Origin of the sequence: Niallia sp. XMNu-256, from assembly GCF_036670015.1 — a bacterium.
Lineage (GTDB): Bacteria > Bacillota > Bacilli > Bacillales > Cytobacillaceae > Bacillus_BD.
The window spans coordinates 2,566,728-2,584,980 of the sequence record NZ_CP137636.1 but is presented as its reverse complement, the minus strand read 5'-3'; the positions used below and the strand labels follow the sequence as shown (position 1 = coordinate 2,584,980).

Genomic DNA, 18,253 nt, shown 5'->3' with positions numbered 1-18,253 from the left:
TTTAGTTCTAATTTTACACCTAAGAATGTTTTGAGAGCCCTTTGCCGATTCCTAGGAATTTAATAAAAAATTCGAGAGAGGTTGAAACAAATTTTAATAGGAGGCAGGTCCGATATGAATAGGAAGTCATCTGTTCTTTGGTCATGATTGTAAGCTGACTTTCATACGATATGTAGGAGGTGGTAAAATGGCAAGAATCGCATATCGAAGTAAAGATGTAGACTTAATGGCCAGGATGATGAGGGCAGAAGCAGAAGGTGAAGGCAAACAAGGAATGCTCTATGTTGGCAATGTTATAGTTAATCGAGTAGTAGCCGATTGTACTGACTTTAAAGAATTGACAAACGTAGAACAAGTTATTTTTCATGTGCAAGGTGGAAATTATTCGTTTGAAGCCGTGCAAAAAGGCAATGTTTTTTATCAAAGGCCTAGAGAATCAGAAAGGAGATTAGCCAGACAGAATTTGGAGTTTTGGAGAGACCATCCTGCCAAATATGCACTTTGGTACTTTAATCCATATGCTCCATGTCCTCCAACATGGTATGACCAGCCTTTTACAGGTCAATTTAAGCTGCATTGTTTTTATGAACCAATCGCTGGAACATGTGAAAGTGTTTATAGGGGATAACAAGGATGCTATTGGTGAAACAGTCTTTTGATATATAAAGTCCTGTGGATTTGAGAAACGTTGGGATTCCCAGCGTTTTTCGTGTTAGTAGGAAGAATTGCCCTTTGTACTAAAATATTCCAATCATCTATGGTAAAATCACTGTACACTCCAAGGAAAGAAACCGATCGAAAACAAATTATAGATGAAAATCTGATAGGAGCATTAAGCATGGGAAAAAACTCTAAAAAATACTATGTCGTCTGGAGGGGAAACAAAGAAGGGATCTATGGAACATGGGAAGAATGTAAACAGCAAGTACAAGGTGTACCGGGAGCTAAATACAAAGCTTTCCCCACATTAGAAGAAGCAGAACTGGCATTCAAAAATGGTTGGGAGAGCAGACCAAAACGATCCCAAAAGCCGAAAGGAAATGCACAACAAACATCCAAACTTATAGGCCCATCCTCGTATATAGAAGAAAGTATATCTGTAGATGCGGCTTGTAGCGGGAATCCAGGAGCAATGGAATACAAAGGGGTTTATACAAAAACAGGCCAAGTTTTATTTCACTTTGGACCAATTCTAGGAACGAATAATATTGGTGAATTTCTGGCGATTGTCCATGGACTAGGCTTTTTAAAACAACGGGAAATGGATGTCCCAATCTATTCTGATTCCTTAACTGCCTTAAAATGGGTAAGAAACAAGAAAGCGAACACTTCACTAAAAAGAAATAAAGATACTGAGCAAGTATGGATATTGATTGAAAGAGCAGAAAAATGGCTAAAAGACAATGATTATAAGAATCAACTATTAAAATGGGAAACCGAAAAATGGGGAGAAGTGAAAGCGGATTTTGGCAGAAAGTAAGGAATGTTATAACCAGCCTGTTGGACAAGCAATTTGGATTTATTAATTAAAAGTATGGAAAACAATCGGAGAATACATATCCCCAGTTACTGGGCGCTTTTCTGAACATGAAAGGCGTCCTTTTTAATGCATTCTTTTAAGTAGATTTCTCTGTTCTTTTGAAATGTAATATTTGGCCATATGCGTGCAGTGACGTAAATTAGTTGATTATCCTATTTTTTACAAAAAAAATTCAAAGAACATTCTAGATTAAGAGGTTTGTTTATATAAATAGTTGTGTAGGACTTTTTACATTTCTACATTTTTGTAAGCGATTACGAATATTACAGGGGAGGGAAATTAATGTTAAGCATGATTGGGTTAATTGGTGGTCTTGCAATTCTCATTTTCCTGACAATGAGAGGGATGAATCTTCTGATTGCTGGTCCACTAAGTGCTTTATTTGTTGCCGTCTTAAGTGGAATGCCCCTATTTCCGCAATTAGTGGCGGAAGGAGAGGCAAATTTTGTTGGAAATTATATGACCGGATTTACAGGATTTGTGACCTCTTGGTACCTCATGTTCTTACTGGGAGCAATATTTGGAAAGTTGATGGAGGACTGCGGGGCAGCGAGTAGTGTATCAGAGTGGATCGTTGGCAAGCTTGGCATGAAAAATGCAGTGTTAGCCATCGTCATTGCCTGTGCAGTATTAACGTATGGTGGAGTCAGTTTGTTTGTTGTTGCTTTCTGTGTCTACCCAATGGCTTTAAGTTTATTTAAACAAGCTGATCTGCCACGGCGTTTTATTCCTGGAGCATTGGCTTTTGGTTCCGTGACTTTTACAATGACATCTGCCGGTTCACCGGAAATTCAAAACTGGATTCCCATTGAATATTTAGGCACTACTCCTTATGCAGGCTGGGAAGTTAGTGCAATCGTTGCTGTATTTATGGCTGTTTTTGGATATTGGTGGCTTAAACGAATGATCGCTAAAGCGGTCGCAAAGGGGGAGCGTTTCATTAGTCGAGACAGTGACCCGGCCGCAGCTGAAAACCGCGCACTGCCAAATCCAATAATGAGTTTAATTCCTTTGCTTGTTGTATTAGTGGTTTCATTTATTTTCCATGATGCTTTAATGCAATCCGCTTTAATTATCGCACTATTAGGTGGGTGTATTGCAACATACATCTTGAATCGTAAATACTTTCAATCCTTTTGGAATGCTGTTTCGGATGGAACAACAGGAGCCCTTATTGCTATTGCTAACACAGCAGCGGTAGTAGGTTTCGGTGGGGTTGCAAAAGCAGTGCCAGCCTTCGAAACCGCAGTAAATGCCATGACAAATATCCCGGGAAGTCCATTAATTGGGGGGGCGATTGCAGTTAGTGTTATTGCAGGGATGACGGGATCTTCATCCGGCGGTCAGGCCATTGCCTTGCCACTTCTTGCCCCGCATTATATGGATATGGGAGTTAATACAGAAGCCTTGCACCGCGTCGTTTCAATTTCGTCAGGTGCGCTCGATTCTCTTCCGCACAATGGCTATGTTGTCACAACGATTAGAGGGATTTGTGGGGAGTCCCATCAAGAAGCATATAATGCAGTAGGGGCATTAACAGTAATTGTCCCTGCACTTGGAACCATCTTAGCGATTATTCTCTTCTCTTTTGGTTTAGGAATTTAATTAATGGAAATATTCACTTACCCCTAATTTTGTAACTAAGGAATAGAGTTTAAATAGATAATTTAGGATTCTCTTTAGGGGAATCCTTTTTCCTTTCCCTATACAAATTTTCCGGGTTTTACATAATTTTCTATATATACCCATAATCTGGAAAAGGAATTTAACCTTGCACGCACTTTACCATAAAATAGTTATAATTATTGCCTTTTAAAAAAATAAAAAGTCATAAAGTGTTCACAAAATGGATATGTTTGTGATATAGTAATGGTGTTAATAGTAATAATAATAATTCTAATTATAAATTAATTAGAAGAATCATTGATGAAGTGTACCATTATGTTGCATATTCATCCTGATTTTCTAATTTAAATTTTGGCGGGAAGGATTTCTGGTATTTTACAATGCTTAGAATTTAGCCCACCATAAAGGGGTATCTATGCAAGTATGCATGCATAGAGCCTGTTTTATGGTGGCCTTTTTATATGCCTTAATTTGAAAAATCTAATAATTATATTGAAAGCGTTATTAGAATCATTCGTATGCAAGATTAAAAAGCCTATTATAAAATCTAATGGTTTTCAAATCAGGTTGATTTTTACAGCTGTTGAGATTTTGAAAAATTTAAAACTGATTAGTAGTAATTGAAAAGGCTCGTTATTATGAATTTTGTTTAGATAGTTCTCATAGTGAAACAGTTTACTATATTAATATATTTAAAACTTTCTTATGGGATTTGATGAAAAAGGGGGACTCATTCATGACGGACATGGTGAATGTTTTGGAAAAAGCGAAGGCTTTGGAAAAGGCAAATTCTACAGAAAAGGTTAGTGTTCAAATTAATGGTACTACACACGAAATCGAAAAAGGAACACGAATCCTAGATTATCTTCTATCACAGGACATCCAGCATCCACATATTTGTTATTCGGAAGTTCTTGGTCCAGTGCAAAGTTGTGATACATGTATGTGTGAAGTAGATGGCAACATTATGCGCGCCTGTTCAACAGTCGTTGAGGATGGAATGGATATTCTTACATCTTCTGAGATTGCAAGAAAATCACAAGAAGAAGCAATGGATAGAATTTTAGAAAACCATTTATTGTATTGTACGGTTTGTGATAATAACAACGGAGATTGCCGTGTACATAATACGGTAGAGATGATGGGAATTGAGCACCAAACACGTCCACATCGCTCAAAAGGATATGAAGTGGATATGTCACATCCATTCTATCGTTATGATGCAGATCAATGTATCTTGTGCGGTCGCTGTGTTGAAACTTGTCAAGACTTGCAAGTAAACGAAACATTGACTATTGACTGGGAAGCTGAACAGCCTCGTGTCCTATGGGATGGCGGAAAAAGCATTAACGAATCCTCCTGTGTTTCCTGTGGACAGTGTGTGACGGTTTGTCCGTGTAATGCTTTAATGGAAAAATCAATGCTTGGTGAAGCTGGGTTTATGACTTCTATGAGTGATGATTTACTTACACCGATGATTGACCTAGTAAAAGCGGTAGAACCCGACTATCAAACGATTTTAGCTGTTTCAGAAGCAGAAGCAGCAATGCGTGACGAGCGAATCGAAAAGACAAAAACTGTTTGTACATTCTGTGGGGTTGGCTGTACATTCGAGGTCTGGACAAAAGATCGCCACATATTAAAAGTTCAGCCATCTGAAAATGCACCAGTTAATAGTGTATCTACATGTGTAAAAGGAAAATTCGGCTGGGATTTCGTTAATTCACAAGAAAGAATTACAAAACCATTGATTCGTAAAGGTGACCAGTTTGTAGAAGCAACTTGGGATGAAGCTTTAACTCTTGTTGCTGAGAAATTAGGCGGGATTAAAGATACTTATGGAAGCGATGCATTAGGATTCATTTCTTCTTCGAAAATAACAAATGAAGAAAACTATTTAGTTCAAAAGCTTTCTCGTCAAGTATTTGAAACAAACAACGTTGATAACTGTTCCCGTTATTGTCAATCACCGGCTTCTTGGGGCTTACAGCAAACAGGGGGTATTGGAGGAGACACTGGAACACTTCAAGATATCGCTGGTGCAGGCCTAGTGATCCTTGTTGGATGTGCTCCTGCAGAAGGACACCCTGTATTTGCTTCACGCATTAAGCGTGCTCAAAAGCTGCATGGCCAAAAGTTAATTACAGTGGATGTACGCAGACATGAAATGGGTGACCGTGCTGATTTATTTGTTCGTCCAAATCAAGGTACTGACTATGTATGGTTATCTGCTGTTACAAAGTACATCATTGATCAAGGTTGGCATGATGAAGAATTTATTCAAAAGCATGTAAACCAATATGGTGAATTCGTAGAAATGATGGCACCATATACACTTGAAGAAGCAGAGAGAATCACTGGAATTTCTCAAGAGAATTTAATCCAAATGGCAGAAATGATTCGTGATGCAGATGGAACAGCAATTTGTTGGGGAATGGGAGTTACACAAAATATTGCTGGATCTCATACATCTGTAGCAATTGCTAACCTTCTTCTTGCAACAGGAAACATGATGCGCGCAAATGCTGGTGCGTTCCCATTACGTGGACATAACAACGTACAAGGTGCATCAGACATGGGTACAATGCCAAATATTTTCCCTGGATATCAACAAGTGGCAAACGATGAAATCCGTGCGAAATTCGAAAGAGCATGGGGAGTAACATTGCCTGCAAAACCGGGTCTAGATAACATTCAAATGCTAGAACAAATTGATAAAGGCAATTTGAAAGGCATGTATATCGTTGGGGAGGATATGGCATGGGTCGATGCTGATTCCAACCATACACAAGATATGCTTGCAAAATTAGATTTCCTTGTTGTTCAAGAGATCTTCTTCTCAACAACAGCTGAGTTTGCAGATGTGATTTTACCAGGAGTACCTTCATTAGAAAAAGAAGGAACGTTTACAAATACAGAGCGTCGTGTTCAACGTTTATATCAAGCTCTAGAAGAAACAGGCGATAGCAAACAAGACTGGTGGATTCTTCAACAGGTTGCAAATCGTATGGGCTTCAACTGGAACTATGCTGGACCAAGTGAAATCTTCGATGAAATGGCGAGCCTAACACCATTCTTCTCACAATGTGACTATGATTACCTTGAGGGATGGGGTAGCTTCTGTTGGGGATCTCAAGATGGAACAGATACTCCAATCTTATACTTGGATGGCTTTAACTTCCCTGATAAGAAAGCTCGTTTTGGATTGTTTGACTATGTGCCGCCAGTAGAATTCCCAGAGGAATTCGACTTATCTCTTGATAATGGTCGTTTGCTTGAGCACTTCCACGAAGGAAACTTAACGCACAAATCAGAAGGACTACAATATAAGTTCCCGAAAGTATTTGTTGAAGTTTCTCCTGAGCTTGCAAAAGAGCGCGGGGTTAAAAATGGATCGCTTGTTCGTTTGATATCACCATACGGAAGAATCAAGCTTCCAGTTCTTGTAACCGATCGTGTGGAAGGCAAAACTGTTTATGTACCAATGCACTCAGCAAGTCATGAAAGTGCGGTAAACTTATTGACAGGAAACGGCTTTGATGTTGTTACAAACACACCTGCGTATAAACAAGCGAAGGTACGCATGGAAGTTTTAGAAGTAGATGGAGGAGAAAATCCGCTTCCTAAATACAATCACCGTCATGCGACACGTACACCGCAAATGGGACTTGAAATTTATCGTAAATGGGAACGTGGCGACTATGTTCCAATTTCAACTATAAATGAACATGTACAACCTGGTTCATATGACAGGAGGAATGCGTAGTGGCTGCGCCAATTAGAAAAATTAAAAGAATTGAGCTGACAGAAGAGCAAAAAAAGGAACAAACTTTAGAAAGTCTACTAAGTGAAGTAGCGGAAAATAAAGATTCCTTGCTTGAAACACTCCAACTATTACAGGAATTACACAACAGCGGAATTTTAGAGGCAGCAAACAGCCTTGTTAAAACAAAAGAAGAAGTGGCAAAAATTGCGGTTGGACAAATCACGCGTGAGCCGGTTACTAATCTGATTAACAACGCCATGGCTGCTGGCGGCGTATTAACGCAAATGGATCCAGAAACGACCAAAAAGCTAATGGGCAGTGTCGCTAAAGGGTTAGAAAAAGCACAACAAGGGCTTCAATCAGATTCGCAAACGAGCATTCTAGATCTTATGAAGGCATTAAAGGATCCAGATATGAATCGGGCCATTACTTTTGGGATGAATCTCCTAAAAGGAGTTGGGGAAGGATTAAAAGGGTAATAAAATAATAAGAGGAAATTCCATTCGGACTTATCAAGCTTAACGGGCACCTAGGCACCCACATCTAAATTCTGAGTACAATAAAAGAAGATAGAAGGGAGTTCAACTGCCCGTAAAGCTTTGATTGGTGAAATAAGATTTATCTTTGGGCTTTAGCTCTTAGATAAATCAATAAGGCATTGCGTAACTAACCACTAGTGGAGGAGAAAGAACCTCCCCCCTGATGGAAGTTTCACTTTATGACCGAATGGAACGCCTCTTTATAATCAATATTTGACTTACCAACCTATGAAGGAGTCGTTACTGATGGCAAAAAACTTAGAACACCAATTTAGTATGCTTGTTCGGGAGATCAGAAAAGAGTATGTTGGTAATGGGCCAAAGGAAATTAGCACTCGTTTTACCGGAAACTGGGCCATTAGTGAAATGAGAGGAAATTTGACCAATGTTGAAAAGTTTATGATTACCTCGGAACAAGGCAAACAAATGGTTCATCAGGCACGGACAAAAATGGTAAAGGAAATCTATAAAAAGCCAGAAGTAGTGGCAAAGTTTGAACATTTAATCGGAGCAAGGGTGCTGCGGCTTTTTTCGGATATTAATATTGATCAAGATATTGCGATGACGGTTTTTGTTTTCGATGAATCCGTTGATTTAAATGCAAAATAAATAGAACGGGGGAGAAGGGGAAAATGAGTCAGGAACTACTTGTAACTAACCAAGTGTTACGTTATGAAAACGGGAAGGTTCAACTTGTCGAGGATACGATCGTTACAGAGTATCCAATTACGATTGTTTTAAATGGGGAAGAATTCGCAACACTTGTCTGTAGCCCAGAAGATCTTGAGGACCTTGTAGTTGGATTTTTGGCATCAGAGGGGATCATTAGTCGTTATGAGGATATTAAAGACATTCAAATTATTGAATTAACTGGAAAAGCAATTGTGACGACACATCGAGTGAATAAATTAAATGAAAAATTCCACTCCAAGCGAATTGTATCTTCTTGCTGTGGAAAAAGCCGCCAAAGCTTTTATTTCTATAATGATGCAAGAACCGTAAAGCCAATTGAAACGAAGGAGAAAGTCATTTCTATAGGGGATTGTTTTCGCCTCATGGATACAATGCAAAATTCCTCTACGATTTTCCAGGAAACAGGTGGTGTCCATAATGCGGCACTATGTGATAAAAATGGAATTATTGTCGCGAAAACGGACATCGGCAGACATAACGCACTAGATAAAATATATGGTTACTGCCTCAAACATTCGATTTCAATGGAAGACAAGGTCATCGTATTTAGTGGACGTATTTCTTCAGAAGTACTAATTAAAGTGGCAAAAATCAAATGCGGAGTTGTACTTTCAAAATCAGCCCCAACCGAACTATCATTGCGCCTAGCAAACGAATTAGGCATTACCGCTGTTGGATTCATCCGTAAAAAAGCCCTAAACGTTTACACAAACCCAGAACGCATCATCGGATTAGAAGGGGAAGAAATAGTACAACAGCATGCTAGCTGTGCTTTAAACTAATAAAGATGGGCTAGGGCTCATCTAGATTAAGGAAATTTAATATATGCTAAAGTCATTAAATCCAGTCATTTTACTGAATTATATTGTATTATGAGAAGGAAATTACTGTATATTAAAGTGATTACCTTCTTTTCCCTGTTTTTTAAATAAATTCACAGAATTTTCACAATTGAAGCGTTTACAATTGAGTGTTACGGTGTATAATAAAAGTGTAGAGAAGATAAAGAAATTCTACAAGGGAATTAACACTAGTGGAGGCTCAACCATAAAGTATTCGTTTCGGAAAACGAACTTTATAATCTCCATTCATCTTATCAAAATGGTTTTTACTAACCATTTATAAGATTGATAAAGTAAGCGTCAATTACGGTACAAGGGAGGAATTCAACAGGAATTAAAGGTTGTCATTAAGCCTATTAGATTAGTGGTCAAGTCATTACTTTTTATTTAAAGCATGTTATAACAAAATGAGAGCTTAAAATGCTAAACAGTATTAATTTATCCCAAATGAAAATGTTTAAATAGGGCAGAACATTTTCATAGTTATAGCAATTGTAATGCTTTAAAAAACAAACAAGAATTAAGTTAAAATTAACTAAATGATGTTGTTTTTGAGTAAAAAGAAGTAACAAAATCATTAATCAATAAACAATATGCAAATGAATAACTTTTGAATCATTAAGGACAATTACTAATAATAGGAAAGCAATCTTAACTGTTAGGTAGTTGATTTGAATTCTACCATCCTGAATATCGCATTTTTAATCGGTTAGAAAAAATCGATCAATAAAAGGAAATGATTGCGAAACAAATACACATTGGCTGAAAAGCTTAAATAAGTTAGTAATTTTATTAAAAGTGTTCGCAGATCAGCTGATAATGGTTGGGTCTCCAATAGTGTTAACTCCTTAAGCCTTTATTAAAAGGCTTTTTTTGTTTTCTAAATGCGTTTTTCTTCTATTTTTAATAAGAGTAACCCTTATTGATGGTAGTTCACTTTATCCCAGAACATTCTAGTAAAAGCATATTGCTATTCCCATAGGAGTGAAATGAGGTTATAGTATACTACGTAACTATTATAAGTAAAGAAGGGGAAACACTTGGCCACAGAAAAAAATCACTATCAAGATCAATCACTTTTTAGCATCACATGGCCTCTTTTCATTGAAATATCTCTGCATATGAGTATGGGAATTATGGCTACTTTAATTTTGAGTAGTTATTCTGATAACGCCGTTGCTGGCGTCGGTGTAGCCAATCAAATTATGAACATATTTATATTAGTATTTAATGTTACTGCCATCGGAGCCACTATTTTGATTGGCCAAAACTTAGGTGCCAATCAATTGAATCGTGCCCGTCAACTTGCAAAATCAGCCTTTGGAATGAATGTTTGGGTAGGTATCGTCATGACGACCCTTGTCGTTTCACTGAGTGGTGTGTTTTTAAAATTTTACGGGCTAACCGGTGAGGTTTATGACTTTGCTTATACTTATCTTACCATTACAGGATTATCCCTTTTCCTTGAAGCAATGTCTTTAGCAATAAGTGCTGTTTTAAGAAGCTATGGACATACAAAAGAAACGATGATTGTTACGGTCATAATGAATGTTATTAGTATATTTGGTTTCTTTATTGCCATTAAGGGTTGGTTTGGTCTCCCTATTACAGGCGTTGCTGGTGTTGCCTATTCTATATTTGTCGCGAGAGTCTTTATTATTGTCGCCCTATTTTATTTTGTTTATAAAAAGCTAAATCTTAGACTTTATTTTAAAGATGCGATCGTCATCAACAAATCGGATGTGAAAGAACTCCTAACAATTGGTGTACCATCTGCGGGAGAGAATCTTTCCTATCAATTTTCTCAAGTTGCTATAACAGGTTTTATTGCATTGCTCGGGGATGCATCCTTGGCAGCCCGTATGTATATTTTCAATATCTCCATGCTCTGTTTTCTTTTTACGATTGCGATTGCCCAAGGGACACAGCTTTTGATTGCCCGTTATATTGGCGCTAGAAACGTTGATCGAGCTTTAAAACGAGGGATTAGGACTTTAAAAATAGCAATGATCGTTTCAACCGTTTTTTCACTTGCTGTAGCGTTAATTGGCGAGCCAATTTTGACTGTTTTTACAAATGATCCGGCAATTATTGCCGTCGCTCTTCCAGTTCTATGGGCCATCGTATTTATAGAACCCGGTCGAGCCATGAACATTGTTCTTATGGGGTCGTTAAAATCAGTTGGAGATGTCAGATTTCCTGTTGTCATTGGTGTGATTTGTATGTGGGGAGTAGCTGTTCTCTTTAGTTACCTTTTTGGAATTACACTCGGTATGGGACTATTAGGAGTTTGGCTGGCGCAAGGACTTGATGAATGGATTCGTGGAATTTTTGCATTAAAACGCTGGATATCTAAGCGTTGGTCGAAAGCAACAAGCTTGCGAAAGGTTAGTTGATTATATAGTTTTTTAGTTATCTGTACCAAACGAGATTAAGCCTTATCTTCATTTAACACATGCTTTTTTATACCTAAAGCATGCAACCGGTACAGAGGTACCCCACTTTTGCAAGTGGGAGGATGTATGCAAATTGCTCTTCGATTTAGTGGGGTGAGGGAAGTGAGGGGACCCCCCACTGATGAAGTTGAACATGATCAATCTGGATAACTTTCGCTTTCCCCTAAGAATTCTATTATTCTTCCCTTATTTTGCTGAAAGTCTACTTCTAATACTTCACCAATCCCTTCATAACGATTATTCTGAAAACTACCATCCTCTGGAATTCGTAATGTTTCGATCTCTCCATTTTCTATTAATACATCTTTCCCGATTTTTAAGAGGGTAGAAGTTTCTAAATTCGTTTCCACGTATGTATGTAATAAATCTAATAACTCGGGGAGATTTTTAATGCTATTAAAACTCGCTGCTTCTTCTTTTAATTTCGAGAGAACCTCTTGCTGTCGTTGGACCCGTCCAAAGTCACTTAAACGATCTTGTCGAAAACGAACATACCCTAACAACTCTTTCCCATGCAGTACTTGTGTACCTTGTTCTAACGTCATCCCGATTCCTGCAGACATTTCATAGGGGATATCTACCTCAATCCCATTTGGAGCTAGGAGGTCGACTGCTTTTTCAAACCCCTGAAAGTCAACAGTAGCATAATAATGAATATCTAATCCGAAATTTTCTTTAATTGTTTCTCTTAGTAAATCTGGACCTCCTAAAGTATAGGCCGCATTTAACTTTTGTGATCGTTGGTTAGGGATTGAGACATACATATCACGCATAAATGAAATCAGCTTTACCTTGTGTGTTTGTGGATTGTAATGAGCAACCATTATCGTATCTGTCCGTGCTTGTTCATCTCCACGCGAATCACTTCCTAATAACAGAACATTAATCGGATCCGTTTCATGGATCTTTTTGTCACCTTGAAAGGATTGATCGGCTTCTGCCTTAAGTGGCTGACTTAGTGCTTTAAATGATGCTTCTATGTAATGTACCACATTAAAAAGGCCAACCATAAAGATCCCTAAGAAAAAAACGGCGCCTAGAACACGGCCCCATCTCACTTTTCTTTTCCTTGCCCGAGCCAATTTCGCACCACCTAATCTATTGAATAAATAAGTATATTTATAACACTGTTAATTGATCCCCCCATGATATCCCTAAAAGGCTAAACAAAATGTATTAAGTTAACCTTTATAAAAGTTATTGAATTATCATTATTCCATACTTAGATTGCAACTTATTGTAAATATGGTTACAGTTTATTAAAAATATGGTTACATCTCTATTTAGAGGAAAATGGTAAAGGTAAAAACCCATTACATTTTGACATTCAAGAGAGAGGAACTTGTATGGCTATGGCTATCGTTATTTCTATTTACAATAACAGATAACTAATGAAAGGGACATAAACTTAAAACAAGCTGTATATAGTGTAATAAAGTAAATCGAACAGGATAATGTAGATTACCTAATTACTAAGAGACTAATGACTTCTACCAGAAAGAACATTATTTTTGGTAGAAGTCTGTTTTTTTAGGACAAATTCTAAGAATTACCGGTGGGATGGCTAATTGGAACAATAAACTAGATCTCTTTTTGAATAAAAAAAAGAAGTAATGAATTCAGGGGGACTTCTTTTGAGCGATATTATAAAGGTTTTTTTTATGAACTTCATTAATGACCTGGATAATCTTTTGATAATTACTGCAATAATTCGTAAATATGGTTATACAGTTAAAACGTTGTTTCTTTATATAGTAATCTGCCTTACAGTAAGTCGAACCGTTTATGTACTAATTATTCATTCGTTCGTTGATCTTCCTGGTTTACGATTAATAACAGGGGTAATCATCTTATGTATTTCGATTCGGTTAGCGTGGTCCTTTGAAAAAAACAAAAGAGTAAAAATTATTCCAAACATTTCAGCTCTACAAATGATGTTAATTGTGATCGCTACTGATTTTTCAATTTGTTTAGATAGTGTCATCATTACCGCAGAACTATCTTCAAATCCTCTTTTTATTGCAATAGGGGTCTTATTAAGTGTTTCTACCCTTTTCTATTTATATAGTTCGTTTACTGATATTTTATCAATTCCTCATGGATTCAATTGATAGCTAGTGGACTAATCGCTCACATTGCCATTTTAAGCATCGTTAAAGATCCTATAGCAGGGACTTCGCTTATGCTAATTGAAAACTATTTAGATATTCATCTTCATCATTGGATTGACGTTTTTGCATTAGATGTAGCCATGGTAATCATGATTATAGGAGTTATAAGAAGAATAAACAGTCGGGGAATATTTGATGAATAAATCCTCGTTTTTTAATGGCAGAAATTAAGAATTATTATAGGATTACACTATAAAATAGAAATACTATAGCTTATAAAAAATCTTATTCTATAAAAAGGTTGATCAATTCTCCTTCAAAGTTAAATGAATCTGGTGAGGCAGAGAGCTATAAAGAATTATCGATCATAGTTACAAAGGATTTAAGGAAATTTAAGAACAGGCGTATCAAAATGGTAGAGGTTAAATATTGGTGGATCCCCAAGGGATTACAATTATGCATAATTGTTGAAACGGAATTCAGTTGGATTTAATTTAATTTAATTTAATTTAGGGAGTTTATCCCACCCCCCTTCGATGGAAGTATCCCTTTATTGCGGTTATTAATAATATAAAAGTGAACATACTTAGGAAGTATAATCATTCAAGTAGTTTGGGAGGTGTAATGTTGTTTGAAAATATTGAAGTGGGTAAGATTTTGGAAGATCAATTCCATGAGCGTCATCGTTTCAAGGTAAATGTTCGAGGGGATGAATATGCTGGAATTTATCATAAAGGGGAGGTTCAATGGTTTAATCCACATCCGAGAAATACACTTGAAGGTGAGCACCTTAATTCTGTTGAATCATCCATTCAATATTATATGATCGACATAGAAGAATAAAATATAGTCATTTGAAAAAAGGAGAGGAATAATGATTGTCATTTCTCTCCTTTTTCATATAGCGGGACACCGAATTTAATTAATAAAGTAATCCAAATTACAGGTTGGGCATTATTTTCCTTGCACTTAACATCAACCAGGAACAAAGTACAAACGGCATGGTTAAGACAGGGAGTCCATAAGGTAAAAGAAATGTACTAATTCCCGCCGCTATAGGGACAGTTAAGCAAGCTGCGATAATACCTGATAACAGAGCAAACCGATTATGTTCTTGATTAAAAACAACAGAAACCGCAATAATCGTTAAAATCGCATTATAACCATAAAGACCTAATGCAATTAATGAATGTTCCCCCCCTAAAATGTAGGCAATGATAATGGCCGCTACATTTCCAATGACAGCATAAAGTCCCAACTTTTTTCCACCTACAAAGACAGCGATAAATAGAATGAAGCCAGAGATGCTGTTATCCAAGAAAAATACTTGTCCAATCCCATTGAATATTCCTTCTGCTAAATTGATTTCTCCAGCAATATTTAATTCCCAATAAATCAAATTTTGAGGTTCCAATTCGGAACTCAATGTTATCCCTTTTAATTTGTATGTGGCCAGTAGAATTAACCATGTCAAAATAATAAAAGGAAATGTGAGAATGGGAATTTCAGTTTTTTGCATAAAATGCATCATCGTTGCCGTAAAAATGGCTGCCACAGCTGAACCAACTAATGCAATTACCCACATATAAGGACCGCTTAAGAAAAGTGCCAATGCCATTCCAGTTAACACAGAATTAAATCCCAGTAAACCTTGATTGATACTCATTTCAGCTGCACCACCAAATTTCCCCATTAAAGTACCGATGATAGAAGATAACAGTGCAATAATTCCTAAATAGTAGGATTCAATGCTGATGGCTATAAGAATAAGAAGCCCAGTTATCGCATTTTCAATCAAGATAACTTGAGAAATCCCTTTGAGAGATGCTGTTAGTAAGCGAAAGAACACTCCATCCTTTAAAGATGTTTGCTTGTCTGTTTTCATCATAAAATCCTTTTCTTAATTATTTTATTTTATCAGGCTTAACGGGCAGTAAGTTTTTTTCTAAAGACGTAGAGTATAACGAATATGAACAGGCGGTGATCAAATGCCTGTAAAGGACTGTAAATTAATGAATGCAGATAAAATACGTCTATGGCAACCGAAGTGTGACTGGAAAGGTTGCTAGCCTGACTAACTATCAGTGTGAGATGGAAAAATCCCCACCGACTGATGGATATTTCATTTTATATAGTTCATAGGGAGAATCATTAAGCATAGTTTGTTAAATTACCTATCGGAATATTACATTGGACGACAAATGAACAAAAAGATTTTAATACAAGATTATTAATTGATTAGAATTCCTTTTTTTGGTGATGCTTTATATGGTGAGATCAAATATTTGAATTTATTAATAATATAAGGAGGCTTACCTATGCAATTATTACCACGAGAGATAGACAAGCTCATGATTGTGGTTGCTGCTGACTTAGCCAAACGCCGAAAAGAAAGAGGACTAAAATTAAACTATCCAGAAGCGGTTGCGCTAATTACTTATGAAGTATTAGAAGGTGCACGGGATGGAAAGACGGTTGCAGAATTAATGGAGTATGGAACAACCATTTTATCACGAGATGAAGTAATGGAGGGCATTTCAGAAATGCTTGATGATATTCAAGTAGAAGCAACTTTTCCAGATGGAACAAAACTAGTGACTGTACATAGTCCGATTAAATAAAAATAGATAAGGAGAATATGTAAATGGAGCCGGGACAATTATTTTTAAAAGAGGAAGACATCATTTGTAATGCTGGGAGAACCCCAAGCAAAGTAACGGTAATTAATACAGGTGATCGTCCTGTGCAGGTTGGATCCCATTATCATTTTTTTGAAGTAAATGAAGCTCTTCAATTTAATCGAGAAGAAACAATCGGAAAGCGACTCAACATTCCAGCAGGCGCAGCTGTTCGTTTCGAACCTGGTGATGAGAAAGAAATTGAACTAGTTCCTTACGCCGGAGAACGACGTGTGTATGGTTTTAATAATATGGTGGATGGGTCAGTAGAAAAGGGGGATAACCAATGAGTTTCAAGATGCCAAGAAAGCAATATGCTGAAATGTACGGCCCTACTACAGGTGATTCAATTCGTCTAGCAGATACAGATTTATTCATTAGAGTAGAAAAAGATTATACCTCATATGGGGACGAGGTTGTCTTTGGTGGTGGAAAGGTTATCCGTGATGGAATGGGAATGCATCCTCTAGTAACGAGAGGAGATGGAATCGCAGATACCGTAATTACAAATGTAGTCATCTTAGATTACACGGGTATTTATAAAGCAGATATTGGCATTCGTGACGGGAAAATTGCTGGAATTGGAAAAGCTGGTAACCCGTTAATCATGGATAAAGTGGATATTATTATCGGAGCAGGCACTGAAATCATTGCTGGTGAAGGGATGATTGTCACTGCCGGGGGAATTGATACGCATGTTCACTTTATTAATCCAGATCAGGTAAGAACTGCATTAACTGCCGGACTTACTACTTTAATCGGGGGAGGAACAGGTCCTGCTGCAGGATCAAAAGCGACTACGGTCACACCTGGTGAATGGCATATGCATCGTATGCTTGAAGCAGCTGAAGAGTTACCGATTAATGTTGGGTTCACAGGAAAAGGACATGCAGCAACGAAAGAACCTCTTGCAGAACAAGTACGGGCAGGTGTGATTGGATTGAAGGTTCATGAAGACTGGGGAGCAACTCCTTCAGCCCTTGACCATGCCTTAAGTGTTGCAGATGAGTACGATGTACAGGTTGCCCTTCATGCTGATACCTTAAATGAATCTGGATTTGTAGAAAATACAATGGCAGCACTAAAAGATCGAGTGATCCATATGTATCATACGGAAGGGGCAGGCGGGGGACATGCTCCCGATTTAATCAAATCGGCTAGTTATATGAATGTCTTGCCATCTTCGACTAATCCAACTTTGCCTTATACGGTTAATACAATCGATGAACATTTAGATATGTTAATGGTGTGTCACCATTTAAATCCATCGATCCCTGAAGACATTGCTTTTGCTGATTCACGGATTAGACGTGAAACCATCGCTGCGGAAGATATTCTTCAAGACATGGGTGTCTTTAGTATGACTAGTTCAGATGCTCAAGCAATGGGACGGGTTGGCGAAGTTGTTTTACGAACGTGGCAAGTAGCCGATAAAATGAAGAAACAAAGAGGAACAATGGAAGGAGACAGCAAGCTTTCAGATAATAACCGTGCGAAACGCTATGTAGCAAAATATACCATTAATCCTGCGATTACTCATGGGATTTCTGAATATGTTGGCTCGATTGAAGTAGGGAAAATAGCGGACCTTGTTATTTGGAATCCAGCCTTTTTCGGTGTAAAACCTGAAATGGTTCTGAAAAATGGGTTTGTTGTAGAAGGCTTAATGGGAGATTCTAATGCGTCGATTCCAACCCCACAGCCTGTTATTTTTCGTCCAATGTATGCTCAGTTTGGAAAAGCACGATCAAGTTCGAATATTACGTTTATTTCTCAAGCTGCTTATGACGAAAAATTACATGAAAGGCTTGGTTTGCAAAAACTCATTCTTCCAGTTCGCGGTATTCGGAAGTTAACGAAGAAGGATATGAAACTGAATTCCGAAACCCCTGAACTCACAGTAGATCCGCAAACGTATGAAGTAAGAGTGAACGGAGAAATAATTACATGTGACCCTGTTGATAAGGTACCGATGGGACAGCGATATTTCCTATTCTGAGGT

At 37.5% G+C, this 18,253-nt stretch carries 16 protein-coding genes; 14 read left to right on the top strand and 2 right to left on the bottom strand.

What is annotated here, in order from left to right; genetic code table 11:
* The first annotated feature begins 187 nt into the window (after positions 1–187).
* From R4Z10_RS13160 to R4Z10_RS13125, 8 genes are all read left to right on the top strand, one after another.
* Positions 188–628, top strand: a complete 441-nt coding sequence (locus R4Z10_RS13160) for a cell wall hydrolase (protein WP_338469756.1) — start codon at positions 188–190, stop codon at positions 626–628.
* A gap of 210 nt (positions 629–838) precedes the next feature.
* A complete protein-coding gene (locus tag R4Z10_RS13155) occupies positions 839–1,480 on the top strand; it encodes a ribonuclease H family protein (protein ID WP_338469755.1) in 642 nt (213 codons plus the stop codon).
* Between the two features lie 342 nt (positions 1,481–1,822).
* The gene (locus R4Z10_RS13150; protein WP_338469754.1) at positions 1,823–3,145 is read left to right on the top strand and encodes a GntP family permease; all 1,323 of its coding nucleotides are present in this window, start codon (positions 1,823–1,825) and stop codon (positions 3,143–3,145) included.
* Positions 3,146–3,911: 766 nt separating this feature from the next.
* Positions 3,912–6,932: a formate dehydrogenase subunit alpha gene (gene fdhF / locus R4Z10_RS13145; RefSeq protein WP_338473240.1), complete on the top strand. Its 3,021-nt coding sequence runs from the start codon at positions 3,912–3,914 to the stop codon at positions 6,930–6,932.
* A complete protein-coding gene (locus R4Z10_RS13140) occupies positions 6,932–7,411 on the top strand; it encodes a DUF1641 domain-containing protein (protein ID WP_338469753.1) in 480 nt (159 codons plus the stop codon). Before fdhF ends, R4Z10_RS13140 begins: the two co-directional genes overlap by 1 nt.
* Before the next feature lie 306 nt (positions 7,412–7,717).
* Positions 7,718–8,080 carry a DUF2294 domain-containing protein gene (locus tag R4Z10_RS13135; protein WP_338469752.1) on the top strand — a complete coding sequence of 121 codons (363 nt, stop codon included), beginning with the start codon at positions 7,718–7,720 and terminating at the stop codon, positions 8,078–8,080.
* 23 nt (positions 8,081–8,103) lie between these two features.
* Positions 8,104–8,946, top strand: coding sequence for a formate dehydrogenase accessory sulfurtransferase FdhD (gene fdhD / locus R4Z10_RS13130; RefSeq protein WP_338469751.1), 843 nt, complete (start codon positions 8,104–8,106; stop codon positions 8,944–8,946).
* 1,100 nt (positions 8,947–10,046) lie between these two features.
* Positions 10,047–11,402, top strand: coding sequence for an MATE family efflux transporter (locus R4Z10_RS13125; protein WP_338469750.1), 1,356 nt, complete (start codon positions 10,047–10,049; stop codon positions 11,400–11,402).
* 197 nt (positions 11,403–11,599) lie between these two features.
* Here R4Z10_RS13125 and R4Z10_RS13120 read toward each other — a convergent pair whose 3' ends face one another.
* Entirely contained in the window at positions 11,600–12,544 is a 945-nt protein-coding gene (locus R4Z10_RS13120) for an LCP family protein (RefSeq protein ID WP_338469749.1), read from the bottom strand.
* Between the two features lie 552 nt (positions 12,545–13,096).
* Here R4Z10_RS13120 and R4Z10_RS13115 point away from each other — a divergent pair.
* The 3 genes from R4Z10_RS13115 (at position 13,097) to R4Z10_RS13105 (ending at position 14,416) form a co-directional block, all read left to right on the top strand.
* The gene (locus tag R4Z10_RS13115) at positions 13,097–13,573 is read left to right on the top strand and encodes a hypothetical protein (protein ID WP_338469748.1); all 477 of its coding nucleotides are present in this window, start codon (positions 13,097–13,099) and stop codon (positions 13,571–13,573) included.
* Entirely contained in the window at positions 13,570–13,776 is a 207-nt protein-coding gene (locus tag R4Z10_RS13110; protein ID WP_338469747.1) for a hypothetical protein, read from the top strand. The genes R4Z10_RS13115 and R4Z10_RS13110 overlap by 4 nt, the downstream gene beginning before the upstream one ends.
* Before the next feature lie 424 nt (positions 13,777–14,200).
* Entirely contained in the window at positions 14,201–14,416 is a 216-nt protein-coding gene (locus R4Z10_RS13105; RefSeq protein WP_338469746.1) for a hypothetical protein, read from the top strand.
* Between the two features lie 97 nt (positions 14,417–14,513).
* Here R4Z10_RS13105 and R4Z10_RS13100 read toward each other — a convergent pair whose 3' ends face one another.
* Entirely contained in the window at positions 14,514–15,458 is a 945-nt protein-coding gene (locus R4Z10_RS13100; RefSeq protein ID WP_338469745.1) for an urea transporter, read from the bottom strand.
* Positions 15,459–15,891: 433 nt separating this feature from the next.
* Here R4Z10_RS13100 and R4Z10_RS13095 point away from each other — a divergent pair, with 433 nt between their 5' ends.
* The 3 genes from R4Z10_RS13095 to ureC are packed head-to-tail and all read left to right on the top strand — an operon-like array spanning position 15,892 to position 18,250.
* A complete protein-coding gene (locus R4Z10_RS13095) occupies positions 15,892–16,194 on the top strand; it encodes an urease subunit gamma (protein WP_338469744.1) in 303 nt (100 codons plus the stop codon).
* Between the two features lie 23 nt (positions 16,195–16,217).
* Positions 16,218–16,541 carry an urease subunit beta gene (ureB, locus tag R4Z10_RS13090; protein WP_338469743.1) on the top strand — a complete coding sequence of 108 codons (324 nt, stop codon included), beginning with the start codon at positions 16,218–16,220 and terminating at the stop codon, positions 16,539–16,541.
* The gene (gene ureC / locus R4Z10_RS13085; protein WP_338469742.1) at positions 16,538–18,250 is read left to right on the top strand and encodes an urease subunit alpha; all 1,713 of its coding nucleotides are present in this window, start codon (positions 16,538–16,540) and stop codon (positions 18,248–18,250) included. Before ureB ends, ureC begins: the two co-directional genes overlap by 4 nt.
* The last annotated feature ends 3 nt before the right edge of the window (positions 18,251–18,253 follow it).